This window comes from Panacibacter microcysteis (assembly GCF_015831355.1).
GTDB lineage: Bacteria > Bacteroidota > Bacteroidia > Chitinophagales > Chitinophagaceae > Panacibacter > Panacibacter microcysteis.
On sequence record NZ_JADWYR010000002.1, the window covers coordinates 28,627 to 43,808 of the forward strand.

Annotated in this window: 15 protein-coding genes; 7 read left to right on the top strand and 8 right to left on the bottom strand. The window is 42.2% G+C overall.

Going from position 1 to position 15,182, the window contains the following annotated elements; genetic code table 11:
- The first annotated feature begins 5 nt into the window (after positions 1-5).
- Positions 6-383: an RDD family protein gene (locus I5907_RS12170; protein WP_196991092.1), complete on the top strand. Its 378-nt coding sequence runs from the start codon at positions 6-8 to the stop codon at positions 381-383.
- 384 nt (positions 384-767) lie between these two features.
- On the top strand, positions 768-2,285 hold the full coding sequence (locus I5907_RS12175; RefSeq protein WP_196991093.1) for a T9SS type A sorting domain-containing protein: 1,518 nt from the start codon (positions 768-770) through the stop codon (positions 2,283-2,285).
- Between the two features lie 33 nt (positions 2,286-2,318).
- On the opposite strand, the gene I5907_RS12180 is transcribed toward I5907_RS12175, so the two are convergent.
- The 4 genes from I5907_RS12180 to rpsU all read right to left on the bottom strand — a co-directional run bounded on the left by I5907_RS12180 (position 2,319) and on the right by rpsU (position 4,292).
- The gene (locus I5907_RS12180; RefSeq protein WP_196991094.1) at positions 2,319-2,597 is read right to left on the bottom strand and encodes a hypothetical protein; all 279 of its coding nucleotides are present in this window, start codon (positions 2,595-2,597) and stop codon (positions 2,319-2,321) included.
- Between the two features lie 56 nt (positions 2,598-2,653).
- A complete protein-coding gene (locus I5907_RS12185) occupies positions 2,654-2,953 on the bottom strand; it encodes an HPF/RaiA family ribosome-associated protein (protein WP_196991095.1) in 300 nt (99 codons plus the stop codon).
- Between the two features lie 173 nt (positions 2,954-3,126).
- On the bottom strand, positions 3,127-4,032 hold the full coding sequence (locus I5907_RS12190; RefSeq protein WP_196991096.1) for a tyrosine-type recombinase/integrase: 906 nt from the start codon (positions 4,030-4,032) through the stop codon (positions 3,127-3,129).
- 62 nt (positions 4,033-4,094) lie between these two features.
- Positions 4,095-4,292 (bottom strand): 30S ribosomal protein S21, encoded by a 198-nt coding sequence (rpsU, locus tag I5907_RS12195; protein ID WP_196991097.1) that lies wholly within the window; start codon positions 4,290-4,292, stop codon positions 4,095-4,097.
- Positions 4,293-4,621: 329 nt separating this feature from the next.
- Between rpsU and I5907_RS12200 the strand changes: the two genes are divergently transcribed.
- Complete coding sequence (locus I5907_RS12200) at positions 4,622-5,668, top strand: quinone-dependent dihydroorotate dehydrogenase (RefSeq protein WP_196991098.1); 1,047 nt, start codon at positions 4,622-4,624, stop codon at positions 5,666-5,668.
- Between the two features lie 30 nt (positions 5,669-5,698).
- Positions 5,699-6,511 (top strand): TerC family protein, encoded by an 813-nt coding sequence (locus I5907_RS12205; RefSeq protein WP_196991099.1) that lies wholly within the window; start codon positions 5,699-5,701, stop codon positions 6,509-6,511.
- A 142-nt stretch (positions 6,512-6,653) separates the two neighbouring features.
- Here the strand turns inward: I5907_RS12205 and I5907_RS12210 are convergent, their stop codons facing one another.
- A complete protein-coding gene (locus I5907_RS12210; RefSeq protein ID WP_196991100.1) occupies positions 6,654-7,295 on the bottom strand; it encodes a phosphatase PAP2 family protein in 642 nt (213 codons plus the stop codon).
- The gene (locus tag I5907_RS12215; RefSeq protein WP_196991101.1) at positions 7,279-8,847 is read right to left on the bottom strand and encodes an ArnT family glycosyltransferase; all 1,569 of its coding nucleotides are present in this window, start codon (positions 8,845-8,847) and stop codon (positions 7,279-7,281) included. Before I5907_RS12215 ends, I5907_RS12210 begins: the two co-directional genes overlap by 17 nt.
- A gap of 127 nt (positions 8,848-8,974) precedes the next feature.
- Here I5907_RS12215 and I5907_RS12220 point away from each other — a divergent pair, with 127 nt between their 5' ends.
- From I5907_RS12220 to I5907_RS12230, 3 genes are all read left to right on the top strand, one after another.
- Positions 8,975-10,825 (top strand): hypothetical protein, encoded by a 1,851-nt coding sequence (locus tag I5907_RS12220; protein ID WP_196991102.1) that lies wholly within the window; start codon positions 8,975-8,977, stop codon positions 10,823-10,825.
- Positions 10,826-11,286: 461 nt separating this feature from the next.
- A complete protein-coding gene (locus I5907_RS12225; protein WP_196991103.1) occupies positions 11,287-11,559 on the top strand; it encodes a MoaD/ThiS family protein in 273 nt (90 codons plus the stop codon).
- Positions 11,560-11,584: 25 nt separating this feature from the next.
- On the top strand, positions 11,585-12,667 hold the full coding sequence (locus I5907_RS12230; protein ID WP_196991104.1) for a WD40/YVTN/BNR-like repeat-containing protein: 1,083 nt from the start codon (positions 11,585-11,587) through the stop codon (positions 12,665-12,667).
- A gap of 272 nt (positions 12,668-12,939) precedes the next feature.
- Here the strand turns inward: I5907_RS12230 and I5907_RS12235 are convergent, their stop codons facing one another.
- Both I5907_RS12235 and I5907_RS12240 read right to left on the bottom strand, forming a co-directional pair.
- The gene (locus I5907_RS12235; protein ID WP_196991105.1) at positions 12,940-13,815 is read right to left on the bottom strand and encodes a lysylphosphatidylglycerol synthase transmembrane domain-containing protein; all 876 of its coding nucleotides are present in this window, start codon (positions 13,813-13,815) and stop codon (positions 12,940-12,942) included.
- Between the two features lie 15 nt (positions 13,816-13,830).
- Entirely contained in the window at positions 13,831-14,775 is a 945-nt protein-coding gene (locus tag I5907_RS12240; protein WP_196991106.1) for a glycosyltransferase family 2 protein, read from the bottom strand.
- Between the last annotated feature and the right edge of the window lie 407 nt (positions 14,776-15,182).

Consider the following 15,182-nt stretch of genomic DNA (forward strand, 5'->3'; position numbering starts at 1 on the left):
GCAATATGAATCGTGTTGGCGTAGGCACCAGGGTTATAAACTTTTTTCTAGACTCACTCATAGCCGGTATCATTACTTTTATTCTAAGTAAGGTGTGGAATTTTTACGTTGTGTATTGGAGCTATCCATATATAAATACGATTTATATCTATGGTGGTGTAACATTGGTTTATTATACTTTTTTTGAATCCATTTGGGCCAGAACCCCCGGTAAGTGGGCATCTTACTCAAAAGTTGTCAATAAAAAAGGCCTTAAACCACGCTTTCATATAATTTTTCTACGTAGTATTGCAAGGTTGATTATTGTAGATTGTTTTTTTATTCCGTTTTTAAATAAAACACTACATGATTACGTTAGTAGCACAGAAGTAGTTGAAATATAGTTTTTCTGTACCGGCTACAAAACAGGAATGTAGCTTTGGTTGTGTCACTCACTTGTACTGTAGTACATAACTCAGCAGTTCTAACCCGGCCAGTATCCAGGAAACCAAAACGCTTAACATCTCTCCTTTAGAGTCCAGTAAAACACAGAACGTACCCAATATCCAATGAATTTAGTTCTGTAATTAAAATGTTTTAGACAGTATACCCCCTGTCCTGAACAAAATTTTAATTATTCAAGGTTTTACTCCTGCACAGCAAAACAGGCTTCGTGCTAGGTTTAAATCCCCGGAAGAATTATAAAAGTTGGAAACAAAAAAAGAAAACATACAACCCATTTCACGATTTAATGAACTGGAATCATATTTAATCCGTAAAGAAGTACTATGAAAACAAAATCTACACTGTTTGTTGCATCCATTTTTTTATTATTCGCCAGGTTTTCAGCTAATGCCCAATGTTCGGTTACCATTGCGGGCTCCACAACATTGGGGGGGCAATTGGCCGCAAAAACCGGTGATTGCCATGTAGAAGTTTTACAGTGGCAGGTCAATGGCCAGGATGTTTATACGTCCTATCAAACACAGTATAAAAGAAAAGGTGCTGTTGTTGCCGGTGGCAACGATTATGGTGCAACGTCAACCCAGCTTGCATCCCCTGGTGATGTTCATGTTGATGCTGCAGGTAATGTGTATGTGCTTGATGGAAACAATAACCGGGTGCAAAAATGGGCGCCTGGTGCAACAGAAGGAGTAACGGTAGCCGGTGGTAATGGATTAGGTTCCGCATCTAACCAATTATTCCTTCCACAGGGTTTTTATGTAGATGGTATCGGCAATGTTTATATAGCAGACCTTTTTAATAATCGTGTTGAAAAGTGGGTGCCCGGCGCTACCTCAGGGGTTATCGTAGCAGGAGGAAACGGTTATGGGGCAGGCGCTAACCAACTTGCAAGCCCCAAAGATGTTTTTGTAGATGGCTCCGGCAATGTTTATGTAACCGATGCTGACAATAACCGCGTACAAAGATGGGCACCGGGAGCTACAATGGGTGTTACTGTTGCGGGTGGCAATGGTTACGGTTCAAATGCCAACCAGTTTAGAAATCCTTTTGGCATTTTTGTAGATGCTGCAGGAAATATTTATGTGTCAGACAGATCTAATAATCGTGTACAAAAATGGGCTCCCGGAGCTTCCGCCGGTGAAACGGTTGCGGGAGGTAATGGCAGCGGGGAAGACAGCACGCAATTAAATGATCCAAGAGGGTTATTTGTTGACAATATGGGTAGGGTGTATGTATGTGATTACTTTAATAACCGTATACAGAAATGGGTTACCGGAATGAATTTCGGTGTTACCGTTGCAGGTGGCCGTGGTGTCGGTAGCCAGCCAGGTCGCTTAAATCATCCTGCAGGTTTGTCTATTTCAACCTCCGGGGATATGTATGTTGCTGACGAAGGTAATAACCGTGTTCAGAAATACGAGGCCCTTAACTTCATCAGAAATAAGTTTACCGCATCAGCACCGGGTAAATATCGTGTTATCGCTGTTTGCTCTAATGGTCTTGTAGATACAAGTGCCGAAGTTGAAATAGGCATGAGTGTAGCTATTGCAGCACCTGTGTCTGTAGAACATGCAACAGAAGGCTACAAAGGCAGATCATCGGTGTTTCCTAACCCGGCAGCAGATTTTACCACGGTTAAATTTTCTGCTGCAAAGCAGGAAACAGCAACCATACAGGTTATCGACATCTCCGGTAAGGCTCTTATTCGTATAAACTATAATACGATCCCAGGAATTAACCAGGTAAGATTAGATGTAAGTAAACTTTCAGCAGGAACCTATGTTATAAATATCATTAGTGAAAACAAAGTTCAGCATGCAATGAAGTTGAATAAACTTTAGGGACATGGCCTATAAGATATAATTGCCCAACAATCAATTCTCAATGCCCGGCACCAGTATATTACTGTTTGCCGGGTTATTTTTTTTGTAACTTATCAGGACAGAATCTTGTGGCACCACAAAGTTTTCAAGTATCGAAGAGTCCTTCATAACAGCTTTTCCGGCATTAAAGGCATAGCAAACCATCAGCTTGCCCTGGCCGGTAAGTTTTCGCTCAAATATGTAAGCTTTTGTTTCAACATAGCCGGTATTGCAGGCTGGCAGCAGAAGAGTGAGTGAAGCAATAAGTACGGTTAGTTTTCTTTTGAGCATGTTTTTCCGTGCACAAAAAAAGGGCCATGTTTTACAACATGACCCTTGAAAATTTTTTAGGCAGCCTGCTTTTGCTTTTTACGCTTTATCTGGTTTACCAAAGACTCCAGTGCAGAATCGAAAGATTCCTCAAAAGACTTGGAAGAAGCCTTTACGAAGAAATCATGACGCGGTACATGCACCCTGATTTCTGCAATCTTGTCTTTGATCGTGTGAACTACATTATCAAGTTTCAGGAAAACGTCCACTTTAACTATTCGGTCATGAAATGTGCTAAGCTTTTCCAGTTTTTTGGTTACGTACTCAACGAGCTTAACATCTGCATCAAAATGAACAGATTGGATGTTTACATTCATAGAAAATCACTTTTAAAGATGAACAATAAGTAAAGAACTTCTGGCTGATTTAATGCCATAGGATATCTTTTAAATCAACTTCAAGTTACCGAAACGGCTTTATAAAATCAAATTTTGCGGCGCTTTTTTGGAGTCATCTTAACAGTAAATTTTGCTTAAAGCAGTTAAGTATTTTAAGCCTTTGGATGAGCTTTTTTAAATACATCTTTTAGCTTTTCAATAGTGTTGTGCGTGTAAACCTGGGTGGCCGCAAGGCTTGAGTGGCCGAGTAATTCTTTCACTGCATTTAATTCTGCACCATTATTCATAAGGTGTGTGGCAAATGTATGTCGCAATACGTGCGGGCTTTTCTTTTCCAGGGTTGTTACACCATTTAAACCTGCTTTTACGGTATTGTAAACATACCTGGCATAAAGCGCTTTCCCTTTTTCGTTCACCAGTACAACATCAACATCAGTGAGCCTGCACGGTTTGCTTGCTATATACGCTGTCAGCTCCTGCAACAGTTCTTTTGAAACAGGTATAATTCTCTCTTTGTTTCCTTTACCAAGAACTTTTAGCTGGCCATAGGAAAAGTCTACATGTTTCTCTTTCAGTTGAATCAGTTCACTCAGGCGCATCCCGGTTTGGTAAAACAAAGCAAGAATCAACTTATCGGTTCTTTGTTTCCATGTCTCTTTTTCATTTGGAGGTGTTGCAGTCCTGTTAAACAATTGCTCGGTTCCCTTTTCTTCTATAAAAGATGGAAGACGTTTATTTGCTTTCGGAGAACTTATTGTAGTCATCGGACTCTGCAATATGATGCCCCGTTTAAGCAGGTATTTAAAATACGATTTAAGTGTAGAAATTTTACGGTTGATACTTCTTGATACCAGTTCTTCACTTTTTAACGTTGCCAGCCAGGAACGTATATACGTGGCCTTTACAGTTGCAGGATCTGTTTCGCTGAATTCTGTTTCAAGAAAGCCGAAAAATTGTTCCAGGTCTGTCTGGTAAGATATAAGTGTATGCTGCGAATACCGCTTTTCAAATTGCAGGTAATCTAAAAACGGTTGTATATGTGGTTGAGACAATGGCATAAAAAAACAGCCATAAAGATAAACCTTATGGCTGTTACTATCTTAGGTATTAAAACTAATGATTAAGCTTCGATCTTGCCGCTCGCTATCTTCTGCTTGTATATAGCTTTCAAAACCTCGCCGCGACGTTTAACAGATGGCTTGGTGAAACTCTGGCGCTCTCTTAACTGCAACAGAACTTTACTTTTCTCAAATTTCTTCTTGTACTTTTTGAGTGCCTTGTCAATGTTTTCGCAATCTTTTGAATCGATAATTAGCATAACTTATATACCTCCTTAGGTAGTTTTTTGGAGCGCAAAGATAACGATAAAAATAAATTATCCAAATTTAGCAGAGAGATATTGATGGAGAAAAGACTGGCTTTTTTTCCGGCGGGGCTAACGGGTATGAAATGGATACCTGCCCGGAAAAAATTTCAACACAAACCGTCATCATACGTTGCCCGGTAAAACAGAACGCTGCAGCCGCTATAAAAAGGGAACGCTCACATGTGCGACGCAACAGGTGATGCCACGAAGCTCCATGCCGGGCCCCAAAAATCTTCTTTCTACTACTTTTTAAATTGCAGCAAATCACTGTTCTTTGCGCCATGTATCCGCTTATACGCAGCATCTTATTCAATTTTCCGACCGAGGATGTACATTATTTCTCCATGAATGCGTTGCGCACAGCCTGTAAAATACCGCCGGTCAAAAGCATCATCCAAAGCAATTTTTCATTTAACGATGCTGCATTAGCAAAAGACCTTTTTGGCCTGCATTTCAAAAACCCAGTTGGTCTTGGCGCTGGTTTTGATAAGAATGCGTTGTACCTGACAGAACTTGAGACCCTGGGCTTTGGTTTTGTTGAAATTGGAACGATAACGCCGAAGCCACAGGCAGGCAACGACAAACCACGTCTTTTTCGGTTGCCGCAGGATAAGGCTCTTATAAACAGGATGGGTTTCAACAACGACGGCGTGGAGATTATTGCAGAAAGGCTGGCAACATGGCGGGGGGAAAATAGCCATTCAGCAATGGTCATAGGCGGCAATATTGGTAAAAACAAACTGACTGCAAACAAAGATGCATGGAAAGACTACGAAATATGTTTCAGGCAGTTGTTTGATCATGTAGATTATTTTGTTGTAAATGTCAGCAGTCCCAACACACCTGGCCTGCGTGCTTTGCAGGAGAAAGATGCGCTGCTTAAAATACTTGGCAACCTGCAGCACATCAATAACGGCATGAACAAAAGAAAACCGTTGCTGTTGAAAATTGCACCAGACCTTACGAAGGAACAACTGGATGATATTGTTTCGCTCGCCCTTCAGGTTAAGCTGGATGGTCTTGTGGCAACCAACACCACCATTAGCCGCGAAGGCCTGTTAACGCCTGGTAGCGAGGTCGAAAAAATTGGTGCAGGCGGCTTAAGTGGTCAGCCATTATTGAAACATGCTACAGAAGTGTTGCATTATCTCTCTGATCAGCTGAATAACGAGATTCCGGTAATTGCAAGCGGGGGAATTTTTTCAGGGGCAGATGCGGCGCAAAAGTTTGCTTCCGGCGCATCTCTGGTACAGGTATGGACGGGTTTTGTTTACGAGGGCCCTGCCATCGTAAAAAATATCTGCACTTATTTGCGTAAGAATAGATAGCACTTGTCAACTTATTATAAAATCTTTTGAATGGAACATTTATTTACAAGCGAAAGTTTAATCAGTTTTTTTGTATTGGTCATTCTCGAAGTTGTGCTGGGTATTGATAATGTAATTTTTGTAAGCATTATCATGAACCGCCTTAAAGATGCGAAGCAGCAAAAAAAAGCACGACGCACATGGATGATAACCGGCATAATTTCCCGCAGTTTACTTTTGCTTGCGCTGGGTTGGTTGTTGAGCCAAAAAGGTAAAGCGGTGTTTACAATTTATGGCAAAGGTTTCGACCTGGCAAGTATTGTAATGCTTATTGGTGGCTTGTTCCTGATCTATAAATCTGTAAAAGAAATTCACGGAAAGCTGGAAGGAGAAGATCCGAATATGGATGTAAAGAACAAGCCGGGCTTGTCTTTTGGGCAGGCAGTGGTGCAGATCATGATTATAGATGCAGTGTTTTCTTTTGACAGTATCATTACAGCCGGCGGCACGGCGCAGCACGTGGAAATAATGATTGCGGCCGTGGTACTTGCCATGGTCGTAATGTTTTTGTTCAGTCCTAAAATTGCAGGTTTTATCCATAAACACCCCACACTCAAAATGCTGGCGCTGTCATTTCTCGTAATGATTGGTCTAAGTCTTATCATAGAAGGGTGGGATTCTGAAAAAGCGCATGAACTACACCTCAAGAACTACATCTATTTTGGTATGGCCTTTTCATTTGCCGTGGAATTGCTGAATATGACCATGAGAAAAAGAATAGAAAGAAAACGCGTTGTTACATTGAATGAACCAAGGCTGGACGAACATGCGAATGACAACAATTATTCTGACATGGCCCGGTAGCGCAGGAAATTTTTTTTAGCAGGCAGATGTACACGCATCGGGCTTTCGTTGTGTCACTCACTTGTACGGCTGTGCTGCTGTTGAGCGATAGCGATCAGGGTTACGTCACCACGCTTTTTTCAGCAGCAGGGTTATAATGCACCTAAAGAGTCCGGGCTGCTTTACTGCGCCATACTTGTTCCTGTATCAGCATACTACACCAGACTGAAATAATGGCGATCACAATGCCGGCGGCAACATCTACCGGGAAATGTTGGGCAAGATAAATGCGTGAGTAACCAACACCTGCTGCATATAGAAACCCCACAGCAATCCACCATTTTTTAGGAATGAGTAAACAAAGCAAAAAATAAATACAAAACGCAGTACCTGTGTGGCCGGAAGGAAAGCTGCCAATGCTATGTACATCAACACCTGTTACAGTATGTATAAGAGAGATGTCTGCAATAGCCTTGGTAGGTCTTGGCTCACCGGGAAGAATAAAGTTTTTGATGCCCTGTATAAATATGGTAGATAAAGCAAATGCAGATAACAGCAATATAAAAGCGTCTTTTCTTTTAATGATAAACAGCGTGAGCAATAACGCAGGCAGCCATATAATGCCGTCACCACCAAATGTAAGCATACTAAATATCGTATCAGCTAATGGTCCTTCATCGCCGTTAAGCACAAGAAACAACTCATCCTTTCCCACGTTGTAGGAAAAGAAAAAAAGTACCAGTGCAAGTACGAGTGAAAAAACAGCTGCTGTAAAAAAATTTTGCCGGTTAAGGTGTTGTTTCATGTTTTAGAATAACTGTTGTAGGCAATTCAAAAATATCATGGTGTCTGGCAATCTCTTTTAGCGGTAAACCTTTCAGTGAATCAAGGTAATCTGTCCTGGTAATAATGATGGCATTAGAGGTGCTGTCCAGCCAGTGCAAAATAGTACCCCTGTCAAACGCCCGTGGAATATTTTTATCCAAATAAAAACGGTAGCCGGGGTTAAAAATATCATAGGCGTACACGTTCGGCGCATCTTTCACAAGATGGATTGTTTTACTCACCGGGTTCTGATTGTATAATGCCGGGTATGCAAAACACAAACCCCCGATATTCAGTACGGTAAACGATAAGAGTATGAATGCCGTTTTTTGTTGCCACCTCGCCGCTATTACGGCGGGTATCATCAGCAGGCCCGCCGGCAAAATAAAGAACGGAAGACTCGTAGCAAGCTGTGCAGCTTCGCCTTCGGCCTTAATGGCAAAATAGGCCGCAACAGGCAGCGCAAGCGTAAAAACCAACAGTATGTATACGGGGTACTTTTTGGAAATAATATCCCTGTTTAGCAGCCTTGATAAAAAGCTGCCTAACACAACCGCCGCAAAAGGATAACAGGGCATGGGGTAATTGGGCAGCCTGGTGCTGGAGATACTGAAGAAAACAACAAATATTATCGTTACAAGAGCACCAAATCTTGTTACAGGGTGTTGAAATACTTTTCGTCTTTGTTTAATGGCTTCGCCAATAAAAGACATAAATGGCAGCAAGCCAATAAGCACGAATAATAATGTAACCAGGAAAAAGCCGCCATGCCCTTCCTGCGGATCAGAAAAACGGTTTAGGTTGTTGTCAATAAAAAAGCCTTTGGTCCATGCGCCATCAGTGGCTTTGTCAACAGCATAATACCACGGCACTGCAATTGCCAGTAAAAGCATACCGGCCGGTATAAGATGCCAGGTAAAAATGGTGCCCCACTTCTTTGACAATAGCACCCATAATAAAATACAGAGGCCTGGCAATGCAAGTGCTACAGGTCCTTTTGCGAGTATAGCTAACCCGAGTGCAGCGGCAGCTACATACAATTGCCGTGCATTCCCTTCCTGTAGCCACGTAAACGCACTAAAAAGCCCAAGCGTTATAAAGCAGATCAGGTAGGGGTCGGGCACACTAAGCCTGAATTCGAACAGGAAATGTGTGCTGGCTACCAATACAAGCGTAGTACAAAATGCCACGTGGCGGTTGTATAAGCGTTTGGTATAATAGAACGTAACAAAAACGGTAAGCACACCCATGATTACCGAAAAGAACCTGGCAGCAAACTCACTTACACCAAAAATGTTGTAAGCAGCAATCATAAAGAAATAATGCAGCGGAGGTTTATCTGTTCTCAGCTCACCATTAAATGTCGGTACTATCCAGTTTTTCGATAGCATCATTTCCCGGGCGCACTGTGCATTTTTCGCTTCATCCAGGATGTAAATAGGTGTTGCACCTAACCTGAACAACAAAACGAAAAGGAGTATAAAGAAAAGCAAATACGTATATGCCGGTCTGTATGCTGATTGATTGATCAAAATAAATTTCGTTTTACAATGAAAATCTTTTGAATGGTGCAAAACTATGGTAATCGCTATATTAGTTTTAACTAATTATGTTATATAACAGGCATTCTTTATGTTCTCTGCCAGGCAAACCCTCATCATGAAGCAAATTTTAGCACTCTTACTCATTGCTGGTGTTACCGCATCTGCACAACCATATACTATTGATACTTTACCCGGCGCATCGGCGTTTATCAGCTCTTTTGCGTTGGCACCATTTACCGGCGTAGCTTCAAATGGCAATACTTATATAACCGGTTTTATAGAACATACAGACCAGCATGGAAATGCAGCAGACCTTGAACTGGTAAGAATTGAAACGCAAACTAAAAAAGCTGAGTACAAAACTATTCGTGGTTTTAGTGGTGGTAAGGGCTATTACTGGAATCATACGTACGATAAAGAAGGAAACATATACCTCTCCATGCTCTATCCCCGCAGGAAAATGCTCAAACTCAACCTTCGAGATTCTATTTATTATGAAGATCTTGGCAGCCCCTTTATTAATAATAATGCATTGACTTATGCATTGTCTGCCGGCAACAACCAGCGGCTATATTTTGGCAGCAGCAGCGGCGGTACATACTGGAGTGAATATGACTTGCAGCAAAAGCAATTCATTAAGCATCATTTGATTGACAGTAATAACGACTACGTACTAAGTATAACCGGCGATAAAGACTATGCATATGCACAAACCGGCCAGCGCAGGTCTGTAAACCTGTGGGCTATTAATAAGCAGACAGAAGAAAAGAAACTCCTGTTTTCAATTCCCAACAATACCCGGTTCGACCTTAATGCCTTTGAAAATGGCGTGTATGTCGGTATCAATACTGATACACTCAAAGGATTGTTTAAATTGGAAAAGGGGCAGCCATTTGCCGTAAAAGAAAACAAGGGTGGTAAAAGTATTGCCACGCTGTTTGCACCACAGATCAATCCAAACTTTTCACGGTATTACGATCCTTCGTCTTCACGCGTTTACTTTTCCTTTGATAACAAAAAATACGATTACGTCACTGTAAAAAATGCCGCTATACAAACAGGTATCAAAAAGCTTTTTGCTTTCCCCAATGATGCGGATAATATTTACTATGCCGGCGATTATTATGGCAATTATTACCGCTATAACCTAAAAGAAAAACGTGCTTACCTGTTGGGTTCCACGGGCTATAATATTTATTCTTCTGCAGCGCTTAATGACAGCATGATTTATTTGTCTGGTTACCCCAGTGGCTTTATAATGCTTTGGAATAAAAACAGGCCCTGGACTACACAAACCACCATCAATGGTAAACACGTAAATGCACAGGATGCAAATGCTAATCCCCGCATCCTGCATTTTTGGAAAAGTGAGGGTACACCGGCTGCAGGCTTTCATCATACGTTTCAAATGGTGAAAGACAACAATGGCAACCTTGTAGGCGCCGGCGATGTAATACGTATTGGAAATGCCGCATCCATCGGTGTGTACAATGCTGCTGCCGGCAAAATTTATGGCATAGATTATACACCTTTCACCGGTTTTAATTTTGCCGGTATTGCTACGTGGAAAGAGCTGGTCGTTTACAGCATGAAAACAAAATTCAAGAGATTGCCAAAGCTGTATTTTTATCATCCCGGCCTCAATAAAATGACCGACAGTATAGATCTTGGTTTCAGGAATTACGGGCTCATCTTTATACAAAAGAACGTACTCACCGGTATAGCCGATAACCACATTTACAGCGTAGATCTTACCACTAAAAAACTTCTCTGGAATTATGAGATAGCGGGCAATATAAGTGGTGCAAAGCTCTTGCACAATGGCCGTTTCGTGGTTTGCACCAGTGCAACGCTGCCTGCTGCACTCACCAATTTTACTGCTTTGCCGGTTGCCAGTTATCTTGAGGCAAATAACCAGTTGTATGCGATATCCGGCCGGCATATAGTGCGCATTCATTTCAAATAACCGGTAGCAGGCATGTGTGTATGATAAATGTTTCAGCAGTAGTTTTCATGGCATCTCCTGTTGTGTCACTCACTTGTGCGTTCCGTTTTTATGGCGGCTGCAGCGTGCAGTTTATACCGGCATGTTATAGATACAAAACAACGTTGTAACAACTATATTCTAAGGTTACATACGCTTATCAAAAATGTTGATTGCTCTTATTGTCGCAATCTGCCTGCATATTTGTCTTTATTGCCCCTTTTATATACAAACCGGTACAATTAATTTTGGTAATAGTGTGGTGGGACAGCAGCATGCCGGCAGCAATGGCGAAGATACACCCGGAGCAGTTGAAGTGTGCTTTGCCGTACAAGAGTGCGACGCAACGATGCTACATTGAAATACAAATGCCGGGCTCCAAAAACTGCACTGTAAATTTTGTGCGTAATCGGATATCTTTAAGTAAATGATTGTTTGACAAGATGCCTGTAGTAAAATTCACCAATGCATTAAAACGATTTTTTCCCGCATTGCAGGAAATGCCCGTAAGTGGTCATTCTTTGCAGGATGTACTGAATGATGTGGAAGCGAAATATCCTGGCTTAAAAAGTTATTTACTGGATGAACAGGGGCAATTGCGCAAACATGTAAACATCTTCATAGATGGCAACATGATTAATGACCGGGGTACACTTTCTGATACCTTTAATAACAACAGCGAGATATACATTATACAGGCACTTTCCGGTGGTTAGTGCTTTTTTTAAATTTATAACTGCTATGAAAAAAACGTTGCTGCTGGGCACCCGTAAAGGTTTGATGGCCTATCGTTTTGAAAACGGTAACTGGCAGGCCGAAAACCTGTCGTTTGAAGGTGTACCCGTATCCATTGCTTATGCCGACCCGCGCAATGGCAGGTGGTGGGCTGCGTTAGATCACGGGCATTGGGGTGTAAAACTGCATCGTTCCAACGACCGCGGCAAAACATGGGAAGAAGTGGCCGCACCAGCCTACCCCGAAGGTGCCGAAGTAAAAGATGGCGTACCCGCAGCCACAAGATATATCTGGTCCATCAGTCATGGCGGCAACAATCATACATCAAGAATATGGCTGGGCACAGACCCGGGCGGTTTATTTGTAAGTGAAAACGGTGGCGACAGTTTTGAATTGGTTGAATCGTTGTGGAGCCACCCCACACGTAAAACCCAATGGATGGGTGGCGGCAGGGATTTGCCGGGTATTCATTCGATCGTGGTAGACCCGCGGAATGAAGATCATGTGTACATCGGTATCAGTTGTGCCGGTGTTTTTGAAACGGTGGATGCGGGTAAAACATGGCAAACAAAAAATACTGGTTTGCGCGCCGATTTTTTGCCTGACCCTTTTGCAGAGATTGGTCACGACCCACATATTGTGGTGGCAGCACCCGCAAACCCGGATGCGATCTGGCAGCAGAACCACTGCGGTATCTTTCGCACTACAAATGGCGGCATGCAATGGCAGGACATCAGCGAACAGCAGGGGCCTGCAAAATTTGGTTTTGCTATAGCCGTGGCAGACGATAGCCCAGACCAGGCCTGGGTAGCACCGGCAGACAGCGATGCTATCCGCGTATCTATTAAAGGTGCTTTGTGTATTTGCCGAACAGATGATGGCGGCAAAACCTGGCTACAACAACGCAACGGCCTGCCACAGGAGAATTGCTATGATATTGTTTATCGTCATGCGCTTGCCACATCGGGCAATGCCGTGGCGTTTGGTACAACAACCGGTAATCTCTTTGTTTCACACGATAAAGGAGATAGCTGGCAGGTAATTAATAACTATTTGCCGATGGTTTATTCTGTGCAGTTTGCCGACTAAAAAAGCGGGCCGCCCTTGCGGGCAGCCCCGGTGTTGATCTCCATAGTGGTTAACAACAGGTTAGTTTAAATGTCAGTTGATTCGTCCGTAATGAATATGATAGATAACTTATAAAATTATGTGAAAAAGCCGGCAATTGTTTATTAAAGTAGCCCGGTGAACAGTAAAAAGCAAAACAATTGTTGATCGTATTTACTGTTGTTTGTAAAACAAATGTATTAAAGGTTATAGCGCAGGAAAAGGTGATAATTCACTACAGGCAGTGTGATTTTTCACGCTGTTTTTTTCAGGGGTGCTTTGTAAACCCCATACACGCCGGCAAATGAAATAGCAAGTGTAATAAGATAAAACGTAATACTTATACTTACAGGTGTAGCATCATTGGTAAGGTGAAGAATGGTATTACTGCCCCATAAGAAAACTACTTCCCTGGCTCCCAAACCACCAATGGTCAGCGGCAATATTGCAACAATCGAAGACAATAAAAAAAGGAGTATGTAAACCGTTTGGTGTTCATTAATATGCAGTGCCTGCATTATAGCATAAGCACAAAATACCTGTAATGCCTGTACCGCTAAACCAAGCCATAGCGTAGACCAGAAACCTTTTACAAAAGAGGGAAAAAATTTCTTTACAATAAAATAGTATAGCACCAAACCCGGTACTGCGGCTATTAATAAAACGGTTGCATAATTGCCACCTTCAAAAACAGCAAAGTAATAAATAACCGCAAGTATGCCCAGGCCAACAACGCCACTAATCCTGTCGAGCAAAATTGCCGCTGTCAGTTGCTTTGCAGGGTATTGAAAAGTTCGGTTGAGTAGTATCACCTTGTACGCATCACCACCTATACCGCCCGGTAAAAAGAGATTGTAAAACATGCCCAGCCAATAAAGCTGCATGTTCTTTTGTTCGGAAAGCTGTACGCCAATATTCCTGAAGTAAATATTCAATCTGAATGCAGAAACAACTTTTGATGCAGTAAACAAAATGGTGGCAAAGATCAGCCACCACCAGTTGCTTTGTTGTATCAGTGAAAAACTCTTGGCCCAGTCGACCTTGCTGCTTACATACCACAAGCAAACCACTGTAACAGCAATCTTCAGCAGGAGTTTCAGAAACGATTTTACGGAATTATTTGCCGCCATGCAATACAGGCTTAACTAAGCATTTGGTTGTTGTGTCCACACCTTTCTTACCTGGTAGGTTTTTTTGTTGCCGCTTTCATAGTACGTACGCATACTTACTTCGGCAAGAATGCCAATGGTTATCAGTTGTATGCCGCCCAGCAATAAAATCATACCAAGCAGGAGCATAGGCTTGCCCCATATATCCTCACCCATTATTTTAAGCACCAGCATGTATATGTTGATGATAATACCCAGGAACAAACTGATGAAACCCATGGTGCCAAAGAGGTGCATCGGCTTCTGGCTGTATTTTCTAAAAAAGACCATCGTTACCAGGTCGCTCATTACCCTGAATGTTCGGCCCAATCCATATTTCGATTGCCCGAATCTTCTTGCGTGGTGCTTCACATCTACCTGCACAATACGTGCGCCCTGCATGCTTGCCAGTACAGGTATAAAGCGATGTAGCTCGCCATACAGGCCAAGGTCTTCCGCAATCTCTCTTCTGAAAACTTTAAGTGTACAACCGTAGTCCTGTATGTACACTTTAGTCATGCTGCGAATAATGGCATTCGCAATTTTACTGGGTATTTTGCGTAGTACAGCCCCGTCTTTCCTGTTTTTCCGGTTACCGGCCACAACATCCCAATCTTCCGCTTTCAGTTTCTCCAGCATCATGGGTATGTCAGATGGATCGTTTTGAAGATCGCCATCCAGCATGGTTACATATGTACCGGTTGAAAAATCAATACCGGCCGCCATTGCAGTACTCTGGCCATAATTTTTTCTAAGCTCAATCAGTTGTATTCTCTCAGTAAGATTTTCTTTAATGCGTTGGCGTGTTGCATCAGTAGAGCCATCATCCACAAAGATCATTTCATAATCGTAGTGTGTCAGTGCCGCATCAACAGCTTCTATCATTGGCTTTATATTGTCTTCCTCGTTCATCACAGGAATAACAACAGAGAGTTCCCTCATATAATTTGTTTGCGCCGCAAAGGTAAGCAATAGCCGTTATGGTAAGTATTCGTAATACGCAGGCTTACCGTATCATTACTTGTGCTTATGAACAGAAAAGTATATTTGTTTGCAGGCTTTTGTATGTTATGGCATCGCCTGTTGTGTCACTCACTTGTACGTTCCACCGTTGTGGCGGCTGAAGCGATCAGTATCTTGCTGCGTAAACAGAAGATGGGGCATTTGTGTGTCTGTTTTTTCTCGTACCCGGGCGGCCGTAAAATAGTTTCTACACAGTACAACAATAAGAACAGTTGTTTGTAAGGAGAATGTTAATTGATGTCTTACGGTGACGGTATCCAATTGTTTTGACAGACCTTGCAACCTCGTTTGTGGCAGCATTCTTGTCTTTTAATCAATTACTTAGA

What these genes read in the sequence shown, in the direction of transcription:
- I5907_RS12170 (WP_196991092.1), top strand. Translation starts at nt 6, where the DNA reads ATGAATCGTGTTGGCGTAGGCACCAGGGTTATAAACTTTTTTCTAGAC.
- I5907_RS12175 (WP_196991093.1), top strand. Translation starts at nt 768, where the DNA reads ATGAAAACAAAATCTACACTGTTTGTTGCATCCATTTTTTTATTATTC.
- I5907_RS12180 (WP_196991094.1), bottom strand. Translation starts at nt 2,597, where the DNA reads ATGCTCAAAAGAAAACTAACCGTACTTATTGCTTCACTCACTCTTCTG.
- I5907_RS12185 (WP_196991095.1), bottom strand. Translation starts at nt 2,953, where the DNA reads ATGAATGTAAACATCCAATCTGTTCATTTTGATGCAGATGTTAAGCTC.
- I5907_RS12190 (WP_196991096.1), bottom strand. Translation starts at nt 4,032, where the DNA reads ATGCCATTGTCTCAACCACATATACAACCGTTTTTAGATTACCTGCAA.
- rpsU (WP_196991097.1), bottom strand. Translation starts at nt 4,292, where the DNA reads ATGCTAATTATCGATTCAAAAGATTGCGAAAACATTGACAAGGCACTC.
- I5907_RS12200 (WP_196991098.1), top strand. Translation starts at nt 4,622, where the DNA reads ATGTATCCGCTTATACGCAGCATCTTATTCAATTTTCCGACCGAGGAT.
- I5907_RS12205 (WP_196991099.1), top strand. Translation starts at nt 5,699, where the DNA reads ATGGAACATTTATTTACAAGCGAAAGTTTAATCAGTTTTTTTGTATTG.
- I5907_RS12210 (WP_196991100.1), bottom strand. Translation starts at nt 7,295, where the DNA reads ATGAAACAACACCTTAACCGGCAAAATTTTTTTACAGCAGCTGTTTTT.
- I5907_RS12220 (WP_196991102.1), top strand. Translation starts at nt 8,975, where the DNA reads ATGAAGCAAATTTTAGCACTCTTACTCATTGCTGGTGTTACCGCATCT.
- I5907_RS12225 (WP_196991103.1), top strand. Translation starts at nt 11,287, where the DNA reads ATGCCTGTAGTAAAATTCACCAATGCATTAAAACGATTTTTTCCCGCA.
- I5907_RS12230 (WP_196991104.1), top strand. Translation starts at nt 11,585, where the DNA reads ATGAAAAAAACGTTGCTGCTGGGCACCCGTAAAGGTTTGATGGCCTAT.
- I5907_RS12235 (WP_196991105.1), bottom strand. Translation starts at nt 13,815, where the DNA reads ATGGCGGCAAATAATTCCGTAAAATCGTTTCTGAAACTCCTGCTGAAG.
- I5907_RS12240 (WP_196991106.1), bottom strand. Translation starts at nt 14,775, where the DNA reads ATGAGGGAACTCTCTGTTGTTATTCCTGTGATGAACGAGGAAGACAAT.